We start from the raw sequence: 21,789 nt of genomic DNA, 5'->3' as shown, positions 1-21,789 counted from the left end.
AAAATCTCTGTTACCACATTGTTTTTTCTCCGACAGTTATCGTATAATCAGTTATTAAACTATTCTTATCAATTCTCTCCTCTTAATCAAGACTGCACCTTCACATGAGATTTTAGACTATTTGAAAAATTATAGATTTATTCAAAATCCATTGATTTTTCAAATCTTACAACATTTCTATTGTTTCAAGACTATTTTTTTCAATCTTAGTAAGTGAAATCCAACACATCAACGCAACATATTAAACATTCGCAGTCATCAGGAAAATATCCACATCCTTTTTAACGATAGCATAAGGTTACCATTAAAAAGTGATACCTCGACAACCTGGGATTATACTTAGATGAAATCCACTCTTTCTTTGATAGACAGGTTATGTGCTCTGTGCGAAGGACTCCTTCCAATGCACATGGCACGTTCTTTATAACGAAACCACATTATTCCTGAACTCTATTCGATTTTTTATTGCCGTTAAAATAACCTCACCACAATTTTTCCAGATTTAAGTCATCAAATCCATGTCTCATCATCTCACGAACGGCTTCTGGTGTATGCACCTGACCCCAATACGGAACCCCTATCCAGTAACCAATCTCCGCCTCAGTTTAAGGAGTCCCTATACCACTTTCAGAGCCAATCTTCAATCCAATACTACCCACTGGCTGCATAGTTTCTTTAAAACTTCGTCATATGTCTCAGGTGCTGAAAGCACACTTTTTATAATCTCCTTGCTGTTTTCAACACTGGTATGTACCGGCCATCCTATAATCGGACCAACCTCTGGATGACTGGCATATTGAAATAAATCATTGGCATCTTTTTCTTCCCATGGGCGAAGAATCAGCCTTTCTGTTTCTAACATCATTTTTTCTCCTTAAATTCCAACTGTTTATAAAATTGCTCAAGATGAAGGTTTTCACGATTTGATTCTTTTTATAAACGTTTATGCTTCAATGTGTGGTGCTAGCGAACTTCCAAATTATACAACGTAAGTATATACTATCTTGTACCAAACGCCCTATTTAAAATAAATGTGTAAAATTATTTATTACTAATATAGTTAATCATTTACTCCAATAACACTAGGCTCTGTATAAACTAAAAATACAAAGTTACCAGTAGTACCTTTTCTCACTTAGATATTGTTCTTTTTGCTCTCTAGAATTTTCATGATTTCTATTTCCTAGTAATTCATCTGTTGAAGAAACTATTGGGTCTATCCAGTCAGCTTTGGATCTAATCCAGTCAATTTCTTCTTTACTAAGTTTTCCTGCTATCTCTAGTTTATCAGCCATCAATCTTAAATCATTTGCTGTTTGAAAATCTTCTAGCATATTCAAAAGAGATATTGTCCGCTTCTTCTCTTCTTCGATTCTATTTTGTAATTTTCTTTTTCGCTCTTGTTCTTCTTCGTATAGTCTTTCACTCTCTTCACGTTCAAGTCGTAAGTTCTTAACTTTATAATACTCTTGGTAAATTAAAACAATTATTTCTGGTATTGATTGTTCAAGTGTGAATTCTTTAGTATCTTTAATGTATTTACCATCTATTATCTTAAATCGAAATTTTCCATTTGGAATATAGTCATACTTCTTTATTCTTGGTTTAAAAGCATATCTATTAAACTTAATGCTATCATTGTACTCTGCTAGTTCTTTAGCTTCTTCTTTTGTTAATTCATGAGTTACTTTGTCTGTTGATTCTATAACTTCAAAACGAACAATATCCTTTTCAATTTGAATATCCCAATTTGAAGTTACATTATCGCCGATTTTTTCAATAACAGTAACTAGTGTATCTAAAAAGCGATATAAACGTGGAAGAGAATTTAGTGAAATACTTTTTACAAATTTAGGTTCTTTTAAATCATTATATCTGTGCCTAGAATCAAAGTAAGGATAAGAAGCTGCTTTTTCCCTCTTATTCCACTCTGTAATTTTATCTCTTAGATTAGCTACAGATTTATGTAATCTCTTATTTGGAGCCTGGTTTAGATTTGAAACTGCTTCAATAATACGCTCTATTTTATCATCCTCTATAAATGATAATGAACTTCTTATACTAGTTGTATCAAGTTTAACAGTATCTTTATTTTTATCTTCCGAAGTCTCATCTTTATGTTTAGCAAGTTTTATTCTATTGTTCTTTAGACTTTTTCTATCAATATTAACTTCATTTACGTCATTTTGTGGTAATGGAACAATAAGCTCACTTAAATCTTGTCCAGTATTCTTACGATACCAATAACTACCATTTGGAATTGGGATTTCAAATTCTTTGCATTTCTTAAGTAAGTCTGAATAGCTTAAATCATATTTCAATGAAACTTGTTTTGCACTTATCTCCCAGATTTCTTCATAGAGTTCTTCTCTAGAAAAGGTCTTTATCATCTTCATTTGAAACACCTTTACCCTTATATTTTACATCACCGTTTTTATATTTACCAAGCGAAAACGCAAATTCAAAAACCTCTAATTCTTCACTTCTGCATTTTCGCTTAATATAAAAAGTAAATCTTGTTTTAATCCGTTAAATTCCTCTATGATTTTATCTAAACTAGTTTCAATATTTTCAACACGGATTTCTGATAGCTTACCGTGATTGTATGAAATCATTCTTTCAGCGATAATATGATATGACCAACTCTCAGTGAAACGTCTATCTCTTTCTTCGTTATGAATAGCAAAACCAATTGGAAGTAGATTATTTCTAAGACCTATAGCAACTGCTTGTGAACTAATACCTAAATAATCACCTGCAATTTTTAATGTGATTTTATTTAATTTTCTAATATCTTCGTCGGTATATTTCGACATGTTAGTACTCTTTTTTTATAATTCAAGTTGATGATTTAATAATCATGTCAATTGTTTTCATACTTTCTACTTTCTAAACAATTTTCAAATATATAGCGTTTTCATTATTTTCTTATTCTATTATATCATTATTCAAAATAAAAAACTGCAACTTACTCGTTGCAGTTAAACACAGATTTACTTCTGTTCCTTTTAGAAACTTATATTTCCATTTTCATGCATAGTAAAAACATCGTTTTTTTCAAAATAAGGTTTTACCATTTCTTTCCATCTAGCTTTATGAAAATTGATTGAGTTTAAAGGAGATAGGCCATAATTTCCTAATGCATAACCATCATTTACTTCAACAACAAGTGTCTTGCCATCACTAGTAACACCGATATCTAGTCCATAAGCTATTGGCGCATCTTTCCAACATGATATGGCTTCATCAATTACACTAGGATCAAATAATGCATGGTAATCACCTGTATAGGGTCGAACATCTAATACGCGACCATCTAACACAAAACAACGCCATTCAGCTATGAATTCTACAACCTCACTAATCCATATAGGATAATCGAAAGGTAGACCAATACCTATTAAATCATGGGTTCCATTAACAACTCTTCCAGTAAAGACTTTTGAACCAGCTTTAGGCTTAATAAATTTTCCCCAATTATCAGGTATATTCACAATCTCTCCTAAAATACCAGCATAAATCTTTCGACCATAAAACTCTTTAAGCTCAATAGGATAGTCATAAACCGGAACATTTAACCCCATCATTTTTAGTAATGCTCTAGTCTCCGTTATATAGTCTACAACTGTATCATCACTTGTTAACTGTTTTATTTCAGAAAAAGATTGATATAAAATAACTTCTTCTCCTTGTAAGTAGGCACCTACTTGAGCATTGTACTTATTAATTGAAACTTCACTTGGTAGTTTGCTTTGTCTAATATAAACAACCATTTCATCACTCCTATATCACTAGTGTTACACCTATTTGTAAAAAAAATAATAGCATTTTCGCTGTTATTTTTTTGAGTAAATAGCTCCCATAATATCATCGAAATAATCAACGGTATTTAGGAGTAATTCAATAACTTGGGACTTTGTTAGTCGCATTCCTCTTCTATCTCTAGCATCTTCTACTAAATTTTCAAGTTTCTCTAAATTTTTATCATCCAAGCTAATCATTATTCTATTTTTATCTGTTGCCATTTTCTTCACCTCAAGTCAATTCTATCACAGGTATAACACTTATGTCAACTGATTTTTATAATACATTAGTTTAAAAGTGGGGAGGTTTTTTAACACAGTAACTTTAAATCTTTGGTATTAAAAAATTTCCACAGTATTTATAGAAATAAAATCTATCTCAAATAAGTTATCAGGTCTAGTATAAATTATGAGCGGATACTCTAATACGTCCCCTCTAAACAAGAAAACGGCTTACACTCAAGGGTTCTCTTAACCCCCTTTGTTACAAGGATTTGACGATTTTACTAGCAAATCTACATGCTGATAAGGAACTTTGGTTGACTATTGAATTTCTCCAACCTCTTCTTTAACATATCCCTCTACATCTTCAATCTCTAAAAATATTGGGTCTAAGTAACACAAGAAATGCCAATCTTCTGCACCTTTTTTTCTGTAGAGAATCGCTTCACCGTCTTCACTTCTGAAAAAGCTTCTGTCTACTTCATATCCACTGCATTCTAGAAAGTCTTTTGCCTGCCGATAGTTCGCTTCTCTTGCTTCCACTTAGGTTTTAACTTCATCGTTGTTAACAACATAGGCATCGATTTTGGAATAGCCTTCAATTACTTTTTCGCTTGGTTCGGATAGATTCGAGATTTCTTTCCAAATAATGTCAACATTTTCCTCAGGATCAAACATAAATTTAGACAAAGGTACAATGTTTCCGTTATAGATAATTTCCAGATAGTCTGGTAGATTTGTAGGATTAAAAAACTCTACTTCAAATCCATCTTCTGTTTCTAAAGTATATCCAGGGATTTGAGCTACAAAAGTTTTCCCCTCTTTTATTGAATCAAACGCGACTATATCTTTAGAATAATCATTTTGGTACAATTCCAATATAACCATCGATAATCTTTCTATTTTCATCATTAGGCTAATGTAAATAAGCACGTCACCTGATCAGTTCAGGCTTTCTGTATCATCTCATCATATTCCCTCCTCATTCTCCGAGTCCTATCCCATGGGCGGAGCATCTGCTTCTACTTCGCTGATGCTTCAGCTCGTACAAGCAGTGATACCGCCTCAACGTGATGCGTTTGTGGGACTCAAAAGGTTTGGGTGAACCTTTTGAGGATTAGCTACGTTTCACTAACAAGCTTACACACTCGACATGTGCTGAGAGCTTTCTTCTATACTAATAGACGAAAGGGTGTGAAAATGATTTTTAAATGATACTGTGGAACGGAACAGTAGCCCTAGTATTGACTACTGTCGTTTCTATTCATATTGGCTATTCTAGGACTGAGATGAAAAAATCTATAAATGCTCAGAATAAAATTGAACCCGCAAATCTCCCCAAAACAATGGTGAGTCATGTACTTGTATTATTCCGAAAAAATACACCTCTGGTGCAGTGAGACAAATTGGTGTATCTTATAGTGGCTTCGTAGATGAAAGCTATACTCTACTATCACTCTTTGATGATGTAGAACAAATTGAAAAAGATAATAGACTTCAGACAGCTATTGATGTTGTCAGAGAACAGTTTGGTTTTTTAGCCATACAAAAAGGAACCGTCCTAACTGAAGGTTCCAGAAATATTGAACGCAGTAAACTTATCGGTGGTCATTCCGCGGGTGGATTGGAGGGATTAAAATGAAACAAGAAAAAAATACAGTACAATTTTCAGAAATCCGTAGCAAAGGATGTAATGATATTGAAATGCTTGAAAGATTTTTACATGGAATCGTTGAAACAGCAACTTCAAAACTTCGTCAGAGAAAACTCAAAACAACTGAAATATCGATACGACTAGTACATGCTAAATCTGAAAACCGATTACCATTGGAATTTACATTTAGCATTAAGCCAACAAGCTCATCTGTGATAATCTATACTGAGGTAATCAATCGCTTTAAAGAATGTTACACAGGTGGGGGAATTCAAGGTTTTACGATTCAATTTGATAAAAATACCCTTGCCTCTGCATAGAAAGGATTTGATATGATTGACCGTTCATATTTACCATTTCAATCAGCAAGAGAGTACCAGGATACAAAGATGCAAAAATGGATGGGCTTTTTCCTATCTGAACATGCATCAGCACTCTCTGATGATACAAACAAAGTAACGTACATGTCTGACTTATCACTAGAGAAGAAATTATTACTCCTCAGTCAAGTATACGCCGGGCAGCTACGCACACGCATTCAAGTGATTGAAAAAAACAAGCGTGTTTCCTACACTGGAACAATACCAAGTCTGACCAAAGATTTCATTTTGATAAAAACTACAACAGGTCACATCAATTTGAAATTAAAAGACATTATTAGTATTGAACTTGTCGAGGAGGTGCTCTATGAATCAGCTTGAGTTTCAGCGTAATCACCTACAAATGGACTATTATAGCGAGAGCTACCAAGATTTTGAACGTGACTTCTACCGCTACTCTAACATGAATATTCCATTGACCTTCCTAACTGATGATATCCTAAAAACAATGGCGACTTCACGTAAGAATTACTTTGTCCTCAATAAGGAAAAGTCCAGAGATAACCGCGATCACTTCTTCATATTTGAAGTAAGTACCGTAGATGAGAATCCGCTAATCTATCATTATACATATAAGAAAACTACAATATATTTAGCAGAAAAATAGGAGCAGTTCAATTGACTGTTCCTATTTTTAATATTCATAAAATCTAAAGTCTTTATACTCTTTAACAATGGAGTCGCCAACCAGAACAGACTATACTGACCAGCGACTACCTTAAATTTAATGTTTCAGATTTATTTTCTTATCTCTAATTTCATAAACTACATCTGCTACATTTTCGAGTAATCGTTTATCGTGGGTGATAAACACGATAGTTCCGGTGTACTCCTTCATTAGTATTTCCAAAGCCTCTAAACTTGGTATGTCAAGGAAGTTACTGGGTTCATCCATTATTAGGATGTTATATCTACCCATGAGCATTTTAGCAAGCAACAATTTTATAATTTCTCCACCGCTTAAAACAGATAAACTTTTTCCAATATCGTTCTGTTTGAACCCCATAGATGCTAGCACTGAACGAATTTCTGATATATTGTAGTCACAATCCTTCTGCATAAACTCCATAACATTCTGATTACTGTTGTACTTGTAACCATTCTGTGCAAAGTAACCTATTTTTGCCTTAGGCGAAATAGAAATTCCTTCTTCATGGTTTAAGATCATTTGGATTAAAGTTGTTTTTCCGATTCCATTACCACCAGTTAACGCCACTTTTGCTCCTAACGGAATTTGAAAAGATGCATTTTCAAACAGAGCCTTATCCCCAAATACTTTATTAATTTCTGCACCGACTATAGGGTATGGATTATGGAGCTCCAATGCTTTACTTTGCCTGAAACGAATTCTGCGAATGCCTTCCGGAGCTTCTACTTTTCCTAAGGCCGCAATCCTGTGCTCTAGGGTTTTAGCAGCATTATACATCTTTTTTTCCTTACTTCCTATTGATTTTTGATGAGCTAAACGCCCTCCGTCTTCAGTACTTTTTTTCTTTGAAGAACCTTTTGCCTTCTGTTCTATTTTACGAGCCTGTTTTCGCTTTTCCTCCGCAGCCCTTTCCAATCGGGCACGTTCCGCAATAAATTGTTCGTATTCTGCAGCTTGGCTCTTACGTTCTTCCTCTTTCTGACGAAGATAATCAGAATAGTTTCCCCAATACTCAGTGATTTTGCCATCTTTCAGTTCCCATATTTTATCTACTATTTCATCAAGAAAATAGCGGTCATGGCTAATAACTAACAGTGCACCTGTAAAATATTTTAGCTGTCCTATTAGAAAATCAATTCCTTCACGGTCTAAATGGCTCGTAGGTTCATCCGCTAAAATACCATGAACCTGTGCCGATAAGGCCTGTGCTATTTTAAGCCTTGTTTCTTCACCACCGCTCATAGTCTGTATATTTAATTGCTCAACACCTAGCTTGCCTACAAGTGCAAAATCTTTTTCCTCCTGCAGAGTTACTTCGTCCAACTGGGGAATATAGGCAAGTTCACCCAGACGATTCATTTTACATCCTGGGGGAGTTAATTCTCCTAAAAGTACCCTGAGTAAAGTGCTTTTTCCAGCACCATTTGCTCCTACTAAACCAATACGGTCATAATCATATACTTCTAATTCATTTATATCTAAAACATCGCGTCCTTTGAATTCCACACGAATGTCTTTTGCTTTTAATATTAATTCCATAACATTTCCTCCAATATTGTTTATTTTAAATCTAATTTTCTAACCTCAGTTATCATTTGGCAAACTATAGCAATGCCAATAATTAAAATACCTGATAGTAAAAACCAATGATTTACACCGATTTTATCAGCAAAGAATCCAGAAAGAATTAACCCAATTGGCATAGCAAGTGACATGATACTTCCGATCAAAGAAAATACACGTCCTAAATATTCAGGCTTAATTTTCTCCTGAAAAAGAGCTGTTTGCACACCGCTATAAAATGGCACCGAAAGCCCCATTATTGCACAGCAAACTACGAATATTACAAATCCATTTGGAGGAAGTATTCCCGAAACGGCTAAACTGGTCCCCATTATAAAAAATGAACTTGTTATTAGTAATACATGCTTTTCGAAGCCCCCTAATCTTCCTAATAATAAGCCTCCTGCTAGCATCCCAAATGCAAAGGAAATTTCCGTAATAGAAATATGCACAGGCGTTCCATTAAAGTGTTCCATGCTTATTAAAGGAAATAGTGCATTGATTGGCATATAAACAAAAGTATATAGTGTTCCTAAGAGTAATAAGGCAAACAATCCTTTGTTTTGTCTCAGAACCACAACTCCTTCTTTCATCTCCCTTATGAAATTTGGTTCTAAACTTTGCACTTGATTACCCAGCTTAGGTATACGTACAATTGCTACCGTAATAGATGCAATCACAGCACCCAATACGTCGATGGCAATAATAGCATTTAAATCCCAAACGGAGTATAAGAGTGCTGCAACTGCCGGACTAACAATATAGCTTATAGACTGCAAAGACTGACTATAGCCTGCGCATTTCGTTAGCTGTTCTTCTGGTACTAAAAGTGGTGTAACCGCATTGAGTGCTGGGGTATGAAAAGCTGTTCCAATGCTACGGATAAACAATACTATCATAATCATCCAGACAGGTAGCTCCATACAGAATGCAACAATAGCAAGCACTGCACCAGCTGCTGCGATAATTAAATCGGCACCAATCATTATCTTCTTCCTATCATGACGATCCACTAGCACACCAATGGCAGGTCCCAAAATCGCATAGGGTAAAAAACCTACTAATGAAGCCATAGACAAGACCATCGCAGATCCTGTTTTTTCTGTAAGGTAAAAAATAATCGCCATTTGCAGGATGGCACTAGTGATTAATGATACTGCTTGCCCTGCCCATATTGCATAAAATTTTCGTTTCCAATTGTTGTATTTTTCCATTTATATTATCTCCTGCATATTATTTTGCTTGAATTTCTATTTTGAATAGCATTCTAGGCAATAAAAAATGCAGGCCAAACCCCACAATGTGGCTTTTGGTCTGCATACATACAATTTGGAAACATTCATATTAAAGACATAGTTAAATAAAGGTATAGTTAAATAACCAATATCCTCACCGTAACTAATGAATGCTCAATATCGTATAAATAAGCACAACAAAAAAGCCTATCATCGGGTATAGATTCTGCTTTTTTTATTGCCAGCTTATCTTAAACGCATTGAGGCTGTCATAGTTTCGGTTCCTCCTACATCTTTGTTTATATCAATTTATAGTATAACACAACAAGATGATATGTTCAATATAAAAGTTATGGAATGAGACTCATACTTCCAATTCGATGCCAGATTTAAAGGATATGACGAAGTTTTCTTCATAGACTGTAACGCTCTGGATTATCTTCCTTAGTAGCAAGCGATTAGCTTTCACAAAATCTTCTGTTTGTAGTTTTAAAAATTCATCAGGATTTTCTAACTCAACCTCAAAATATTTCATTTTACATTCCCTCATTTCATTTATTGATAAATTGAGTTTGCAAAAAAGAGTGGACAATTTTTGTCTACTCTTAACCTTTAAAATAGTTTTTTTTAATCGATTTGAAGTTGCCTAAATTATTACTTATTCGGTAAAATGAAGTATTGCTTTCAACAGATTTCCTTCAACTACACTTCACTTGATTCAAACAAGGTGGGTACATTTCTATTCCCACAAACTCCTTGTCAATGGAAACAAACACGTACCCACAGGGTAAATGGAAATAGAAACTGATAATTTCTAGCTATCACTTCTACTCATTCCAAAAATTTTCTCACTCTGATACTTACCCACCATAAAGCAAAAAGCCTTGCAATCAAGGCTTTCATTATCCCTTTCGTTCAAAGGTTTCTAAGCTTTTACGAGCAGAGCGACACACTCAGCGGTTCGCTATCTCCGTTCTGTCTGCGTGCTAGCACTTGTCAATCACGGACAGCTATCGCATGGGCGGAAGTAAATGCTAATCTTCGTCGTTTTACTCCTTGACTAGCAAACTTACCGCCTCAACATGATGCGTTTGAGGAAATAAATCCACTGGCTGAACTTTCTTCAACTCATATCCCAATTCTTGGTAGAGTTTGATATCACGCGCCATGGTGGCGACATTACATGAGATATAGGCGATGCGGTCGGCTCCTGTTTGGCTACTTGCCTTGATAAAGCTTTCTGTGAGTCCTTTTCTTGGTGGGTCCACTAGTATAAGGCTTGGTTGAATTCCATCTTTAAGCCAATTTTTCATAGCATTTTCAGCTGTGTCACAAACATAGTGGGCATTTGAAATATTGTTTAGCTGAGCATTCTTTTTGCTATTCTCAACCGCTTCTGGAATCACTTCGACACCATAGACTTCCTTGACATGTTTCGCAACAGAAAGACCAATCGTCCCGATACCAGAATAGGCATCAATGATCACATCGTCTTCTTTTAATGCAGCAAAGTCAATGGCTGTTTGATAAAGCTTCTCTGCCATTTGAGTATTGACTTGGTAAAAAGCGGGTCCAGCGATTTGGTAGTCATTTCCCAACATCTGGTCAGTGATAAAATCTTGTCCATAAAGTGTGCGCCATTCCTTACCAAAAATCGCATTGGTATTTTGGTCGTTGATATTTTGCACAACAGACACAATCTCTGGAAACTGCTTGATTAATTGTTCAATCAATTGTTCCACACGGAAAACTTTAGGACGAGTTGTTACCAAAATGACCATGATTTGTCCAGAATAGTGTCCACGACGCACCACAAGATTTCGAATCAAGCCAGATTGTTCCTTTTCATCATAAGGTTTCAAATCATAACGACGGAGCAAATCGCGTAGGGCTACAACTACCTCATCAATCACAGGATCTTGGATAAAGAAATCTTCTAGAGGCATGAGGACATGGGAATTCTTACGGAAAAAGCCAGTTTCCAAAACACCATTCACTCGACGAACAGGGACCTGCGCCTTATTGCGGTACTTGACTGGATTTTTCATACCCAAAGTTTCAGCAACTTCTACATCTGCAATTCCAGCAATCTTGTAGAGACTGTCCTTGACCTGCTTGGTTTTAAACTTGAGCTGTTCTGGATAGGCAAGGTGTCCTAAATCCGCGATTCCTGAACGCAGGTAATCCAAATCTACGTCTTGGTTACGGTGTGGTGATTGGACAAGGTATTCTTCTACTTTTCCAAAACCAATCTTTTTATTGACCTTGAGGACACGCATGAGGATTTTTTCACTTGGTAAAGCATTCTCTACAAAAAAGACCAAACCATCCACCTTGGCCACTCCTGCACCTTCGTGGGTCAAGTCAACAATTTCAACTTCTACAATATCATTTTTCTTTAACATTCTCTTCTCTTTCTATTGGCCGACAAAAAAGACGGCAACGTTACGGTTACCATCTATTATACCATGAAATTTCTTAAGAACCAAAACTCTTGAAGAAGTTGGCAATGGCTTGCCAGAGGGAACTTAAGAAGTTACCCCCGTCTTCTAGCGCCTTATCAGCATCAAAGTTAAGGTTGATATTTTTAAAACTGTCGCCAGCTTGTGATACGATACTTTGTTTAAGGTCATTTAAGGTTTTAGTGAAGTCTGCATTGCTGAGGATATCACTCTTTGAGAGATTCAAAGCAAAATTAATGATAATATTAATCTGGTTTCCTGTTATAACCTGATCAAGTTTGTAATTTTTTAAGGTATCTTCAACAATTTTACGGACATCTTCCTCTGTCAGATTTCCCTTGCTTTCTTTAGCCTTGGAGAGTCCTGACTTGATATCGGCTAGGGCAACGTTCAATTTATTAGCATCATAGCCAGTTTTGTCCTTATTTTCAGCATTGATATCTGACAAAGCCTTCAACTCTTCTTGAGCCAAATCTTTATTGGCTTGCGGTACCTTGGCTCCATTAGCCTCTAGCGAATAATAAATCCCTGCTAAAGCACTTTCTCCTGTAACTGGAATGGGGGCTGCTACAGTGATTTTGGCGTGTTCCACACCCAAAGTTACGGCTGCATTTCGGTACATATCCTGAGTTACCTTAGTGATGTTTTCAGGTGTTTCAATCTTGACCTCAAGTGGCGATTTGTCCCCTAGCTTTTGAATCTTGGCTGATGAATACAATTGTAAGCTAGAGTCATTGGCCACATTCATAATCTTAGAATAGACATCAGGTGTCATGGTCTTGAGTTCTTTGGTGTCTGTTGAGGCATTGTAGCCTAGTTTTTTAAGGGTTTGATTTTTTTGTTCTTCAGACAATGATGAACCTAGGACATATTCAGGTTGGACATAGGTTTCATCGATGACTTTTTGAACATCTGTTGCTGCATGGACACTATTCATAGCTGTTACTGCCCACAAGACCGCAGCACTGGTCAGAAAGAGTTTCTTTCTCATAGGGAATTCCCTCCTTTACCTTTCTAGAGTAATATATCTATCTTAAAGAAAACTTATAACAAAAACACCTGGGCTAGCCAGATGTCGAAAAGAGAGTGAAACATTTGATGATGTAAAGGTTGAGTTGCACCTGTCTAGAATAGTAATAGTTTCCTCCATTTACATAGAGTTCGGCACCGTGAAAAATAGAAATGGGGTGCATATAACTATAAGTCTTTCCAGTGGTATTACCCAGCAAGGGAGCAACAGTATCACGAGAGTACTGTTTGGCCAGAGCTAAGGTGTTTTCCTTGCCATTTTGGGCGATAAAATCGATATAGGCAGGTCCAAAATTATAGGCTTGAACAGCCGTCCAGACATCTACCCCCTTCTTCTGGGCCAGATAGAGATTGTCTGTCAGAGTTTGAACGCCTTGCCGAATGCTAGAGGCATTATCATTGATGGTATTGGTAGCGCCACTAGCAGACTCACTAGACTGCATAACATCGCCTTCTTTTCCTTTTGTTTCGGTATAAATCATAGCGAGCACAAGCTCTTCGTTTGCTGGGGTGTCTTTTTCACTCAAGATTTCTCGCACCATGGGTTGATAGGTCATGACTTGCTTGACATCTTGGTGAACGCGGTAAGCTTTATATCCAGCAAAAAGGAAGACTGCTAGTACAAGCACTCTTCGAATTCGTTTAAACATTATTTACTTTGGATATCCTCGATATTTTTGATTAAGATAGAGTAGGTTCCATTGTCGTTTTGGATAAACTCAACAGACTCGGCGTCTTGATAGACGTTATGGGGAACGATAAGCTCAATTCCATTTGACAAGGAAAGTTTTTGGTTTTCAAATTTTTTAAGCTGACGACTGGCATCAATTTCATCAAATTGAACAGGCTCTGGTACAGCTTCCTTGACTTGATCAATAAAGCTCAAACGAGCCGTCAGATTATTGTCAAAAAGGTCGTTGGCCAATTTTTCAGGTGACAATTCATTACTTTCTTCTAGATTATTGAAAATCGCTGATTTGACCTTAGATTGAAATTGAAAATCATCTGTGTTAAAAGTCTCAGCAATGCGCTGGGCCGTTTTTTCCAGTTCTTTGATAGATTTCTTAGGTGAAATTTTAGGGGCGACGGCTAGGAGATTATCTGAAAAATAATTCAAAAAAGTCCCGTTATACTTGATTCGTTTTTCAATCAGATGGTACTTGCGACTCTGAAGATTGACCACCAAGGATTCGTCAGCACCCGTTCCAAATCCAGGCAGGTTATTCTGAGTTATCTTGATTGGATTCTCAACTTCTCCTCCGAGGTGAGTCAAAGTCTCCCGCAGGGCAATTCGCAAGAAAGCGAAATGTTCTACACCTTCTTTAGAAAATTGCACAAAAATCAAGTCATTGGTCTTAAGATTTTCTGAAATGCTGAACTCCTCTTTCCAGAGATTAGCCAGTGTCACTGATGTCTCCAATAAATCGTCTGTGATGTGATTGAAGAAGGGATTTTCTTCTTCGAAAATCCCAGTCTTGGCTTCATCTGAATACACACGTTCAATTTTTTTACGCAGGTATTCTTCGATTTTTGGAGTGATATTGAGAAACTTATCCGCTAGGAACAGCTCGGTATCATCCGGACTGAACTGATGAATAATAGCTTTCTTAATATAAATGTCCATAAAAGTATTAGTCCTCGTATAATGGGAAGGCATCTGTTAATTCTTTAACTGCACTTCTCACTTCTTCTAAGACAGCTTCATTTTCTGCATTCTTTAGGGTTTTAATGATGAGCTCAGCCACTTTGCGACTTTCTTCTTCACCAAATCCACGTGCAGTAATGGCTGCTGCTCCGATACGAATACCACTTGTCTTGAATGGTGACAAGCTTTCGTAAGGGATTGAGTTTCTATTTAGAGTAATATTGACTTCATCCAGCAAGTTTTGAGCAACTTTTCCGTTTTCTACAACCTTGGTTACATCAACTAGGAAAAGGTGGTTTTCAGTTCCACCAGAAATGATACGGAAATCAGGGTCTTGCAAGAAGACATCTGCCATAGCCTTACTGTTTTTGATAACATTAGCAGCATATTCCTTGAAGGCTGGATCCAAAACTTCTTTGAAAGAAACTGCCTTAGCTGCAACAACATGTTCCAAAGGACCGCCCTGAATACCTGGGAAAATTGCTGAATTGATTTTCTTAGCTAGTTCTTCATCATTAGTCAAAATCAAACCACCACGTGGACCACGAAGGGTTTTGTGGGTCGTTGTTGTCGTGATATGAGCGTATGGCACTGGACTTGGGTGTAGACCAGCTGCAACCAAACCAGCGATATGAGCCATATCGACCATGAGCTTAGCCCCAACAGCATCTGCGATTTCACGGAATTTTGAGAAGTCGATAATTTGAGAATAGGCTGAAGCACCTGCTACGATCAATTTTGGTTTTACTTCTTGGGCTTGTTTCAAGATAGCATCAAAATCCAAGAGTTCCGTTTCAGGATCAACACTATAAGAAACAAAGTTGTAGGTTTGACCTGAGAAGCTAACAGGAGCCCCATGAGTCAAGTGACCACCTGCAGCCAAATCCATTCCCATAACCGTATCGCCAGGCTCAATCAAGGCCATGTAAGCCGCACAGTTGGCTTGGCTTCCTGAGTGAGGTTGGACGTTGGCGAATTTAGCACCGAAAATTTCTTTTGCGCGTTCAATGGCTAGAGATTCCACCACGTCTACTACATCTGTTCCACCATAATAACGGCGACCTGGGTAGCCTTCGGCGTATTTATTCGTCAAGATAGACCCTTGAGCTGCCATAACAGCCTTGGAAACTACGTTTTCCGAAGCAATCAACTCAATGTTGTTTTGTTGGCGTTCTTCTTCTTTGGCAATAGCATTCCAGAGATCAGCATCATATGCTTTAAAATCGTCTTTGTCAAAAATCATAGGTCTTCTCCTTTATAGTGTGACTGGTCCTTTAGTTTGTTTTACAATAAGAAAATAAACTAAAAGATGCGAATAAACCGTTTCTGCACTTTATCACAAGTATAACCAACTTTTTCATAAAATGCATGAGCAGCCAGACGATGATCGGCAGAGTTTAAGCGGATAAACCCATAGCCGCGTCTTTTTGCTTCTTGCTCCAACCCTTGCAATAAGCTTTTACCAATACCTTGCCCTTGCGCTTGAGGTGAAACTGCTAAGGCTAAAATATTAAATCCTGCTTTAGAATAAAGTGATTCATAGACCTCAGCGTGGACATATCCAAGCAAGGCATGACTGTCTTCATCCTCATAGCCAAGTAGGAAATGATGTGAATCCTGAGATAATATAGTTAGTTGACTAGCTGTGTCCTCTGGACTAAAAGAATAGCCCAAAGCCTCTTGGTTGATGTTACAAATAGCTTTCACATCTGTTTCTCTTAAATTTCTTAGCATTTTAAGCCTCCTCAAAAGAAATCTCTGGCAACCGAGCAAGAATATCTTCTCGCTTAATGGCCCCTTGGCGTAAGATTTTCACCTTGTCTCCAGACAAATCCAAAATAGTTGAATCCTGTCCAGTTAGAAAAGCATCGTCTTCCAGACCCAAAACCTCTTGGTCAAAATCCTCTAGAATTTGCTTAAATGTCACTCCACTTGCCTGACCTGAAATATTGGCAGACGGTCCAATCAAGGGCCCCGTCTCTCGAATCAAATCAAGGGTAATGGGATGACTGGGCATCCGAAATCCAACAGTTGCAAGGCCAGAATTGACCCAATAGGGAACTCGGTCATTGGCTTCAAGGATAATGGTCAAGGGACCTGGTAAAAAGGTCTCTACAAGTTTTTGTAGATAAGTTGGCTGATTCTTTGAAAAGTTCAAGATATCCTCTAAAGAGGCGATATTGAGATTAAGCGCCTTGTCTCTTGGACGACGTTTGAGCTGGTATACATGATTAACTGCTTTTTCGTCTAGAGCTTTGGCAAAGAGACCATAAACTGTCTCGGTAGGTAAAACAACCGCCCCACCCTTTCCCAACTCTTGTCTAATCCTGTCCATCATCAACTACGACCATCCTATCTTGACCAAATTGGTCCTTGAGTGTTCGAACTCGCTGTTCAGGAAGATGTTTCCTAAAAAGTTCAGGAACACTTTGACCTTGCTTGTATCCAATTTCAAGGTAAATCTTACCACCATCTTTGAGATAGTCTTTTGCATCTTCCGCAATTCTACGGTAAATAGCTAGGCCATCCTCGTCTGCAAAGAGAGCTAGATGAGGTTCTGAATGCAAAACATTCAAGCCGACCTCTGACGCATCTTCACGAGAGATATAGGGTGGATTGGAAACAATTATATCATATTTTTCAGAAATTTCTGTAAAACAGTCAGATTTTTTTAAAAATATTTGAAGATTTTGATTTTTAGCATTTTCGCTAGCTAAATCTAAAGCATTTTGGGAAATATCTGCTGCTGTCACCGACCAAGCTGGTCTGTTTTTTGCTAAGGAGAGAGCAATAGCTCCACTACCTGTTCCAATATCCAGAACTGAAAGATTCGTCTCAGGATTTTCAGCCAGAATAAGCTCCACCAACTCCTCTGTTTCTGGACGAGGGATCAATACTCGCTCATCAACTTTTAACTGCATTCCATAAAAATCTGCCTGTCCAATGATGTACTGTGCCGGTTTATGAGCTGCTAACTGTTGGAAAATTCCTTTTACAAATACTTCTTCCTCTTCCGTCACTTCCTGCTGGAGGGCAAAAACAAAGTCCGTAAAAGATAGATTTTTCAGGCTACGATAGACAAAAGAGAGGCTTTCAGCTTCCTCTCCTTGTCTTATCAACTCTTCTTCAAAATCTGAAAATAATTGAGCTAATTTCATTATTTGTTTAATTCTTCTAATTTTTGTGTTTGGTCATAGAGTACCAAGGCATCCACAACTTCATCCAATTTACCAGACAAGATGGTATCTAGTTTTTGGAGAGTTAGGCCGATACGGTGGTCTGTGACACGGTTTTGTGGGAAGTTATAAGTACGAATTCGTTCTGAACGGTCACCAGTACCGATTGTTGACTTACGCTCAGCGTCTTGTTCATCTTGTGCAATCTGAGCAAAGTGATCAGCAACACGCGCGCGGATGATTTTCATGGCCTTCTCACGATTTTTCTGCTGGGTACGTTCTTCCTGCATCTCAACCTTGATATTGGTTGGCAAGTGAACGATACGAACGGCAGTCGCAACCTTATTGACGTTCTGTCCACCAGCACCTGATGCGTGGTAGATGTCAACACGAAGGTCTTTTGGATCAATATCATATTCTACCTCTTCCACTTCAGGCATGACAAGGACTGTCGCTGTAGAGGTATGCACACGCCCTTGGCTTTCTGTCACAGGGACACGTTGAACACGATGGGCACCAGACTCATACTTGAGTTTAGAGTAAACAGATTGACCTGAAACCATGGCAACCACTTCTTTAAAACCTCCGACACCATTCATAGAAGCTTCCATAACTTCAAAGCGCCATCCTTGTGCTTCCGCATACTTTTGGTACATGGTTAGCAAATCTCCAGCGAAAAGTGCTGCTTCGTCTCCACCAGCCGCTCCACGAATTTCAAGGATGATGTTCTTGTCATCGTTTGGATCCTTTGGAAGGAGCAAAATTTTGAGTTTTTCTTCGTATTCTTCTTTTTCAGCCTTGGCATCTTTGAGCTCTTGCTTAGCCATTTCTTCCAAGTCCGCGTCTCCACCTGATTCCTTAATCATCTCTTCAGCATCGACGATATTTTGAAGGACTTGTTTGTACTCACGGTAGGCTGTAACCGTGTCACGGGTACTAGCTTCTTCCTTGGATAATTCCATAAATCGCTTGGTATCCGATACCACATCTGGGTCACTGAGCAACTCTCCTAATTCTTCATAACGGTCTTCTACAGCTTGTAGTTGATCATAGATGTTCATTTTTTCTCCTTATTTCTCAATTGTTAAAATCATAGATTGCTACTACTTCGTTCTCGGATATTTCCCCAGTTTCTTTAAATCCATAACTGAGGTAACAATATCTTGCATGTTCATTTTCTGGTTCATAAGACAACCAAAGTTTATTGCTTAAACCTACTGGCGCTGTCCGAACATAGTCTAGTACTTTATCCATAATTGGTTTAAAATATCCTTGATTTTGAAAATTCTTATCAATCATAAAACGAAATAGTAAATAATTTCCACTACTAATTCCGATCTTTTTATCATAAGCTATCATCACAAAACCTATAATTGCATCATTATCATAAACTGCCAATGGAGCTACAAAATCTCCATTTTTAGTGTAGACGTATGCTTCAGCTAAACTAATTGCGTTGGTTGCAATGAATTATTTTTGATATTCCTTGACATCCAAATTCAAAACATCAAAATAATTTTACGTTGTAACATCTCTTAGTTCAATTATCATTGTTTTGCTCCTTATTAGAGGTTATCATTGGCGCAAAATAATGTTTACGACAAACTGAGATATAGGTTTCATTACCACCAATCTGGATCTGCTCTCCATCATAAACAGGTAGTCCATCCTGCGTACGCAACACCATGGTCGCCTTTTTCTTGCAATACTGGCAAATGGTCTTAATCTCATCAATCTTGTCTGCTAAAAGCAAGAGATACTTGGAACCTTCGAACAGTTCATTGCGAAAATCATTTTTCAAACCAAAAGCCATGACGGGTATATCTAACTCATCAACAACACGAGCTAGGTCGTAAACATGGTGACGCTTTAGAAACTGGGCCTCATCAACTAACACACAGTATGGTTTTTCAGATAGGTCTCGGATATAGCCGAAGATATCCGTCGTTTCATCAATCGCAATGGCAGGGCGTTTCATGCCAATACGACTCGACACATAGCCAACACCGTCACGCGTATCCAGAGCCGAGGTCATAATCACAACACCTTTTCCTTGCTCCTCATAGTTATAGGCCACCTTGAGAATCTCAATCGTCTTACCAGAGTTCATGGTCCCATAACGATAATACAACTGTGCCATGTTTCTTGCTTCACGTCCATTTCTAAATTATTGCTACATTCTAGTATATCATAATTTTCTTAAGCTTTAAACGGCAAAATGTGGTAAAATAGAAGAAATCAAAAACTAGTGGAGGAAGCTATTATGCCATTTGTACGCATCGATTTATTTGAAGGACGCACGCTCGAGCAAAAGAAAGCTCTTGCTAAAGAAGTAACGGAAGCTATTGTCCGTAACACTGGAGCACCTCAATCTGCTGTCCATGTCATCATCAACGACATGCCAGAAGGAACTTACTTCCCACAAGGGGAAATGCGCACCAAATAAGCTAGCTTAAGCAGAATTGCTTAGGCTTTTTCAATCTCCAAGTAGCATCCATTGAAGAAATAGTTCAAATTTGTTACAATTTGAAAAGAGACTTGGAAAAATTTCCAAGAAAAGAGCTATTTATTAAAGGAAACATTATGATTACACGTGAATTTGATACCATCGCTGCTATCTCTACTCCACTAGGTGAAGGGGCTATTGGTATTGTCCGCCTGAGCGGAACAGAAAGTTTTGATATTGCGCAAAAGATTTTTAAAGGAAAAGACTTGAGCAAGGTTGCTAGCCACACTCTTAACTACGGTCACATCATTGACCCTCAAACTGGTAAGGTCATGGACGAGGTTATGATTGGGGCTATGAAGTCTCCAAAAACCTTCACTCGTGAGGATATTATCGAGATTAACACCCACGGTGGGATTGCGGTGACCAATGAAATTCTCCAGCTAGCTATTCGTGAAGGAGCTCGGTTGGCAGAACCTGGTGAATTTACTAAACGGGCCTTTCTAAACGGACGTGTAGACTTGACACAGGCTGAGGCGGTAATGGATATCATCCGTGCCAAGACTGACAAGGCCATGAACATTGCTGTCAAACAACTAGATGGTTCCCTTTCAGACCTGATTAACAATACCCGTCAAGAAATCCTCAATACTCTTGCCCAAGTCGAGGTCAATATCGATTATCCTGAGTATGACGATGTTGAGGAAGCTACTACTGCTGTTGTCCGTGAGAAGACTATGGAGTTTGAGCAATTGTTAACCAATCTGCTTCGAACAGCCCGCCGCGGCAAAATCCTCCGTGAGGGAATTTCCACAGCCATCATCGGACGCCCCAACGTTGGGAAATCAAGTCTTCTCAACAATCTCTTGCGTGAGGACAAGGCTATCGTAACAGATATCGCAGGGACAACACGAGATGTCATCGAGGAGTACGTCAACATCAATGGTGTTCCACTCAAATTGATTGATACAGCCGGTATTCGTGAAACAGATGATATTGTGGAGCAAATCGGTGTCGAGCGTTCGAAAAAAGCCCTCAAGGAAGCTGACTTGGTACTACTTGTATTAAATGCCAGTGAACCTCTGACAGTCCAAGATCGTCAACTCCTAGAAATCAGCCAAGAAACCAACCGTATTATTCTTCTTAACAAAACTGATCTTCCTGAAGCAATTGAAACTTCAGAACTTCCTGAAAATGTCATCCGCATTTCAGTTCTTAAAAACCAAAATATTGATAAGATTGAAGAGAGAATCAACAACCTCTTCTTTGAAAATGCTGGTTTGGTTGAGCAAGATGCCACTTACTTGTCTAACGCTCGTCATATTTCCTTGATTGAAAAGGCTGTTGAAAGTCTACAAGCTGTTAACGAAGGTCTTGAACTGGGTATGCCAGTTGACTTGCTTCAAGTTGACTTGACTCGTACTTGGGAAATCCTCGGAGAAATCACAGGTGATGCTGCTCCAGATGAACTCATTACCCAACTCTTTAGCCAATTCTGTTTAGGAAAATAAGAAAAATCCATGAT

General features: G+C 37.9%; 26 protein-coding genes and 1 pseudogene. 6 read left to right on the top strand and 21 right to left on the bottom strand.

Annotated features, from left to right (window positions below):
* Nucleotides 1-482 precede the first annotated feature (482 nt).
* The 7 genes and pseudogenes from QM818_RS04565 to QM818_RS04535 form a co-directional block, all read right to left on the bottom strand.
* Nucleotides 483-557 carry a hypothetical protein gene (locus tag QM818_RS04565; protein ID WP_414299970.1) on the bottom strand — a complete coding sequence of 25 codons (75 nt, stop codon included), beginning with the start codon at nt 555-557 and terminating at the stop codon, nt 483-485.
* An 83-nt stretch (nt 558-640) separates the two neighbouring features.
* The gene (locus tag QM818_RS04560; RefSeq protein ID WP_261084540.1) at nt 641-862 is read right to left on the bottom strand and encodes a GNAT family N-acetyltransferase; all 222 of its coding nucleotides are present in this window, start codon (nt 860-862) and stop codon (nt 641-643) included.
* A gap of 250 nt (nt 863-1,112) precedes the next feature.
* Nucleotides 1,113-2,396 carry a cellulose synthase gene (locus QM818_RS04555; RefSeq protein ID WP_414299965.1) on the bottom strand — a complete coding sequence of 428 codons (1,284 nt, stop codon included), beginning with the start codon at nt 2,394-2,396 and terminating at the stop codon, nt 1,113-1,115.
* A gap of 75 nt (nt 2,397-2,471) precedes the next feature.
* The gene (locus QM818_RS04550) at nt 2,472-2,816 is read right to left on the bottom strand and encodes a hypothetical protein (RefSeq protein ID WP_261813714.1); all 345 of its coding nucleotides are present in this window, start codon (nt 2,814-2,816) and stop codon (nt 2,472-2,474) included.
* A 192-nt stretch (nt 2,817-3,008) separates the two neighbouring features.
* The gene (locus QM818_RS04545; RefSeq protein ID WP_414299964.1) at nt 3,009-3,773 is read right to left on the bottom strand and encodes an ATP-grasp domain-containing protein; all 765 of its coding nucleotides are present in this window, start codon (nt 3,771-3,773) and stop codon (nt 3,009-3,011) included.
* Between the two features lie 63 nt (nt 3,774-3,836).
* Nucleotides 3,837-4,025: a hypothetical protein gene (locus QM818_RS04540; protein WP_000179769.1), complete on the bottom strand. Its 189-nt coding sequence runs from the start codon at nt 4,023-4,025 to the stop codon at nt 3,837-3,839.
* A 321-nt stretch (nt 4,026-4,346) separates the two neighbouring features.
* Nucleotides 4,347-4,913: pseudogene (locus tag QM818_RS04535) on the bottom strand (hypothetical protein).
* A 508-nt stretch (nt 4,914-5,421) separates the two neighbouring features.
* On the opposite strand from QM818_RS04535, the gene QM818_RS04530 reads away from it, so the two are divergent.
* The 4 genes from QM818_RS04530 to QM818_RS04515 are packed head-to-tail and all read left to right on the top strand — an operon-like array spanning nt 5,422 to nt 6,666.
* A complete protein-coding gene (locus QM818_RS04530) occupies nt 5,422-5,667 on the top strand; it encodes a hypothetical protein (RefSeq protein ID WP_001813542.1) in 246 nt (81 codons plus the stop codon).
* Nucleotides 5,664-5,999 carry a DinB/UmuC family translesion DNA polymerase gene (locus QM818_RS04525; RefSeq protein ID WP_000806926.1) on the top strand — a complete coding sequence of 112 codons (336 nt, stop codon included), beginning with the start codon at nt 5,664-5,666 and terminating at the stop codon, nt 5,997-5,999. The genes QM818_RS04530 and QM818_RS04525 overlap by 4 nt, the downstream gene beginning before the upstream one ends.
* A 12-nt stretch (nt 6,000-6,011) precedes the next feature.
* Nucleotides 6,012-6,380 (top strand): hypothetical protein, encoded by a 369-nt coding sequence (locus QM818_RS04520; RefSeq protein WP_000567222.1) that lies wholly within the window; start codon nt 6,012-6,014, stop codon nt 6,378-6,380.
* Nucleotides 6,367-6,666 (top strand): DUF5960 family protein, encoded by a 300-nt coding sequence (locus QM818_RS04515; protein WP_001072467.1) that lies wholly within the window; start codon nt 6,367-6,369, stop codon nt 6,664-6,666. The genes QM818_RS04520 and QM818_RS04515 overlap by 14 nt, the downstream gene beginning before the upstream one ends.
* Before the next feature lie 117 nt (nt 6,667-6,783).
* Here the strand turns inward: QM818_RS04515 and msr(D) are convergent, their stop codons facing one another.
* From msr(D) to QM818_RS04445, 14 genes are all read right to left on the bottom strand, one after another.
* Nucleotides 6,784-8,247 carry an ABC-F type ribosomal protection protein Msr(D) gene (gene msr(D), locus QM818_RS04510; protein ID WP_000420313.1) on the bottom strand — a complete coding sequence of 488 codons (1,464 nt, stop codon included), beginning with the start codon at nt 8,245-8,247 and terminating at the stop codon, nt 6,784-6,786.
* 20 nt (nt 8,248-8,267) lie between these two features.
* Nucleotides 8,268-9,485 (bottom strand): macrolide efflux MFS transporter Mef(A), encoded by a 1,218-nt coding sequence (gene mef(A), locus QM818_RS04505; protein ID WP_000417519.1) that lies wholly within the window; start codon nt 9,483-9,485, stop codon nt 8,268-8,270.
* Nucleotides 9,486-9,870: 385 nt separating this feature from the next.
* Complete coding sequence (locus QM818_RS04500) at nt 9,871-10,041, bottom strand: hypothetical protein (RefSeq protein WP_000873143.1); 171 nt, start codon at nt 10,039-10,041, stop codon at nt 9,871-9,873.
* 514 nt (nt 10,042-10,555) lie between these two features.
* Nucleotides 10,556-11,911 (bottom strand): 23S rRNA (uracil(1939)-C(5))-methyltransferase RlmD, encoded by a 1,356-nt coding sequence (rlmD, locus tag QM818_RS04495; protein WP_414299963.1) that lies wholly within the window; start codon nt 11,909-11,911, stop codon nt 10,556-10,558.
* A gap of 73 nt (nt 11,912-11,984) precedes the next feature.
* Nucleotides 11,985-12,959, bottom strand: a complete 975-nt coding sequence (locus QM818_RS04490; RefSeq protein ID WP_136936794.1) for a DUF1002 domain-containing protein — start codon at nt 12,957-12,959, stop codon at nt 11,985-11,987.
* Nucleotides 12,960-13,032: 73 nt separating this feature from the next.
* On the bottom strand, nt 13,033-13,647 hold the full coding sequence (gene pmp23 / locus QM818_RS04485) for a cell wall hydrolase Pmp23 (protein WP_136936795.1): 615 nt from the start codon (nt 13,645-13,647) through the stop codon (nt 13,033-13,035).
* Nucleotides 13,647-14,621: a nucleoid-associated protein gene (locus QM818_RS04480; RefSeq protein ID WP_169435151.1), complete on the bottom strand. Its 975-nt coding sequence runs from the start codon at nt 14,619-14,621 to the stop codon at nt 13,647-13,649. Before QM818_RS04480 ends, pmp23 begins: the two co-directional genes overlap by 1 nt.
* Before the next feature lie 7 nt (nt 14,622-14,628).
* The gene (gene glyA / locus QM818_RS04475; RefSeq protein WP_414299962.1) at nt 14,629-15,885 is read right to left on the bottom strand and encodes a serine hydroxymethyltransferase; all 1,257 of its coding nucleotides are present in this window, start codon (nt 15,883-15,885) and stop codon (nt 14,629-14,631) included.
* A gap of 59 nt (nt 15,886-15,944) precedes the next feature.
* Complete coding sequence (locus tag QM818_RS04470) at nt 15,945-16,376, bottom strand: GNAT family N-acetyltransferase (protein ID WP_247932960.1); 432 nt, start codon at nt 16,374-16,376, stop codon at nt 15,945-15,947.
* Between the two features lies 1 nt (nt 16,377).
* Nucleotides 16,378-16,980: an L-threonylcarbamoyladenylate synthase gene (locus tag QM818_RS04465; protein ID WP_261080671.1), complete on the bottom strand. Its 603-nt coding sequence runs from the start codon at nt 16,978-16,980 to the stop codon at nt 16,378-16,380.
* Nucleotides 16,964-17,800: a peptide chain release factor N(5)-glutamine methyltransferase gene (gene prmC / locus QM818_RS04460; RefSeq protein WP_261080670.1), complete on the bottom strand. Its 837-nt coding sequence runs from the start codon at nt 17,798-17,800 to the stop codon at nt 16,964-16,966. Before prmC ends, QM818_RS04465 begins: the two co-directional genes overlap by 17 nt.
* Nucleotides 17,800-18,879, bottom strand: a complete 1,080-nt coding sequence (gene prfA / locus QM818_RS04455) for a peptide chain release factor 1 (RefSeq protein WP_001028815.1) — start codon at nt 18,877-18,879, stop codon at nt 17,800-17,802. Before prfA ends, prmC begins: the two co-directional genes overlap by 1 nt.
* A gap of 16 nt (nt 18,880-18,895) precedes the next feature.
* Nucleotides 18,896-19,285 (bottom strand): GNAT family N-acetyltransferase, encoded by a 390-nt coding sequence (locus QM818_RS04450; RefSeq protein ID WP_261039358.1) that lies wholly within the window; start codon nt 19,283-19,285, stop codon nt 18,896-18,898.
* Between the two features lie 73 nt (nt 19,286-19,358).
* Nucleotides 19,359-19,958 carry a thymidine kinase gene (locus tag QM818_RS04445; RefSeq protein WP_261039324.1) on the bottom strand — a complete coding sequence of 200 codons (600 nt, stop codon included), beginning with the start codon at nt 19,956-19,958 and terminating at the stop codon, nt 19,359-19,361.
* 123 nt (nt 19,959-20,081) lie between these two features.
* Between QM818_RS04445 and QM818_RS04440 the strand changes: the two genes are divergently transcribed.
* Both QM818_RS04440 and mnmE read left to right on the top strand, forming a co-directional pair.
* Nucleotides 20,082-20,264, top strand: coding sequence for a 4-oxalocrotonate tautomerase (locus QM818_RS04440; RefSeq protein ID WP_001117397.1), 183 nt, complete (start codon nt 20,082-20,084; stop codon nt 20,262-20,264).
* A 137-nt stretch (nt 20,265-20,401) separates the two neighbouring features.
* Nucleotides 20,402-21,775, top strand: a complete 1,374-nt coding sequence (gene mnmE, locus QM818_RS04435; RefSeq protein ID WP_261039322.1) for a tRNA uridine-5-carboxymethylaminomethyl(34) synthesis GTPase MnmE — start codon at nt 20,402-20,404, stop codon at nt 21,773-21,775.
* The last annotated feature ends 14 nt before the right edge of the window (nt 21,776-21,789 follow it).

The organism is Streptococcus mitis (genome assembly GCF_047464035.1).
Classification (GTDB): Bacteria; Bacillota; Bacilli; order Lactobacillales; family Streptococcaceae; genus Streptococcus; species Streptococcus mitis_DX.
The sequence above is the reverse complement of the archived record's forward strand: the minus strand, read 5'-3'. Positions and strand labels throughout refer to the sequence as shown.

Bases quoted from the DNA above. Each gene is read 5' to 3' on its own strand.
- QM818_RS04515 (WP_001072467.1), top strand. From the start codon at position 6,367: ATGAATCAGCTTGAGTTTCAGCGTAATCACCTACAAATGGACTATTAT.
- rlmD (WP_414299963.1), bottom strand. From the start codon at position 11,911: ATGTTAAAGAAAAATGATATTGTAGAAGTTGAAATTGTTGACTTGACC.
- QM818_RS04445 (WP_261039324.1), bottom strand. From the start codon at position 19,958: ATGGCACAGTTGTATTATCGTTATGGGACCATGAACTCTGGTAAGACG.
- QM818_RS04440 (WP_001117397.1), top strand. From the start codon at position 20,082: ATGCCATTTGTACGCATCGATTTATTTGAAGGACGCACGCTCGAGCAA.
- QM818_RS04470 (WP_247932960.1), bottom strand. From the start codon at position 16,376: ATGCTAAGAAATTTAAGAGAAACAGATGTGAAAGCTATTTGTAACATC.
- QM818_RS04540 (WP_000179769.1), bottom strand. From the start codon at position 4,025: ATGGCAACAGATAAAAATAGAATAATGATTAGCTTGGATGATAAAAAT.
- glyA (WP_414299962.1), bottom strand. From the start codon at position 15,885: ATGATTTTTGACAAAGACGATTTTAAAGCATATGATGCTGATCTCTGG.
- QM818_RS04525 (WP_000806926.1), top strand. From the start codon at position 5,664: ATGAAACAAGAAAAAAATACAGTACAATTTTCAGAAATCCGTAGCAAA.
- QM818_RS04560 (WP_261084540.1), bottom strand. From the start codon at position 862: ATGTTAGAAACAGAAAGGCTGATTCTTCGCCCATGGGAAGAAAAAGAT.
- mnmE (WP_261039322.1), top strand. From the start codon at position 20,402: ATGATTACACGTGAATTTGATACCATCGCTGCTATCTCTACTCCACTA.
- pmp23 (WP_136936795.1), bottom strand. From the start codon at position 13,647: ATGTTTAAACGAATTCGAAGAGTGCTTGTACTAGCAGTCTTCCTTTTT.
- QM818_RS04500 (WP_000873143.1), bottom strand. From the start codon at position 10,041: ATGAAATATTTTGAGGTTGAGTTAGAAAATCCTGATGAATTTTTAAAA.
- QM818_RS04465 (WP_261080671.1), bottom strand. From the start codon at position 16,980: ATGATGGACAGGATTAGACAAGAGTTGGGAAAGGGTGGGGCGGTTGTT.
- QM818_RS04555 (WP_414299965.1), bottom strand. From the start codon at position 2,396: ATGAAGATGATAAAGACCTTTTCTAGAGAAGAACTCTATGAAGAAATC.
- QM818_RS04490 (WP_136936794.1), bottom strand. From the start codon at position 12,959: ATGAGAAAGAAACTCTTTCTGACCAGTGCTGCGGTCTTGTGGGCAGTA.
- QM818_RS04520 (WP_000567222.1), top strand. From the start codon at position 6,012: ATGATTGACCGTTCATATTTACCATTTCAATCAGCAAGAGAGTACCAG.
- prfA (WP_001028815.1), bottom strand. From the start codon at position 18,879: ATGAACATCTATGATCAACTACAAGCTGTAGAAGACCGTTATGAAGAA.
- QM818_RS04545 (WP_414299964.1), bottom strand. From the start codon at position 3,773: ATGGTTGTTTATATTAGACAAAGCAAACTACCAAGTGAAGTTTCAATT.
- QM818_RS04550 (WP_261813714.1), bottom strand. From the start codon at position 2,816: ATGTCGAAATATACCGACGAAGATATTAGAAAATTAAATAAAATCACA.
- prmC (WP_261080670.1), bottom strand. From the start codon at position 17,800: ATGAAATTAGCTCAATTATTTTCAGATTTTGAAGAAGAGTTGATAAGA.
- QM818_RS04480 (WP_169435151.1), bottom strand. From the start codon at position 14,621: ATGGACATTTATATTAAGAAAGCTATTATTCATCAGTTCAGTCCGGAT.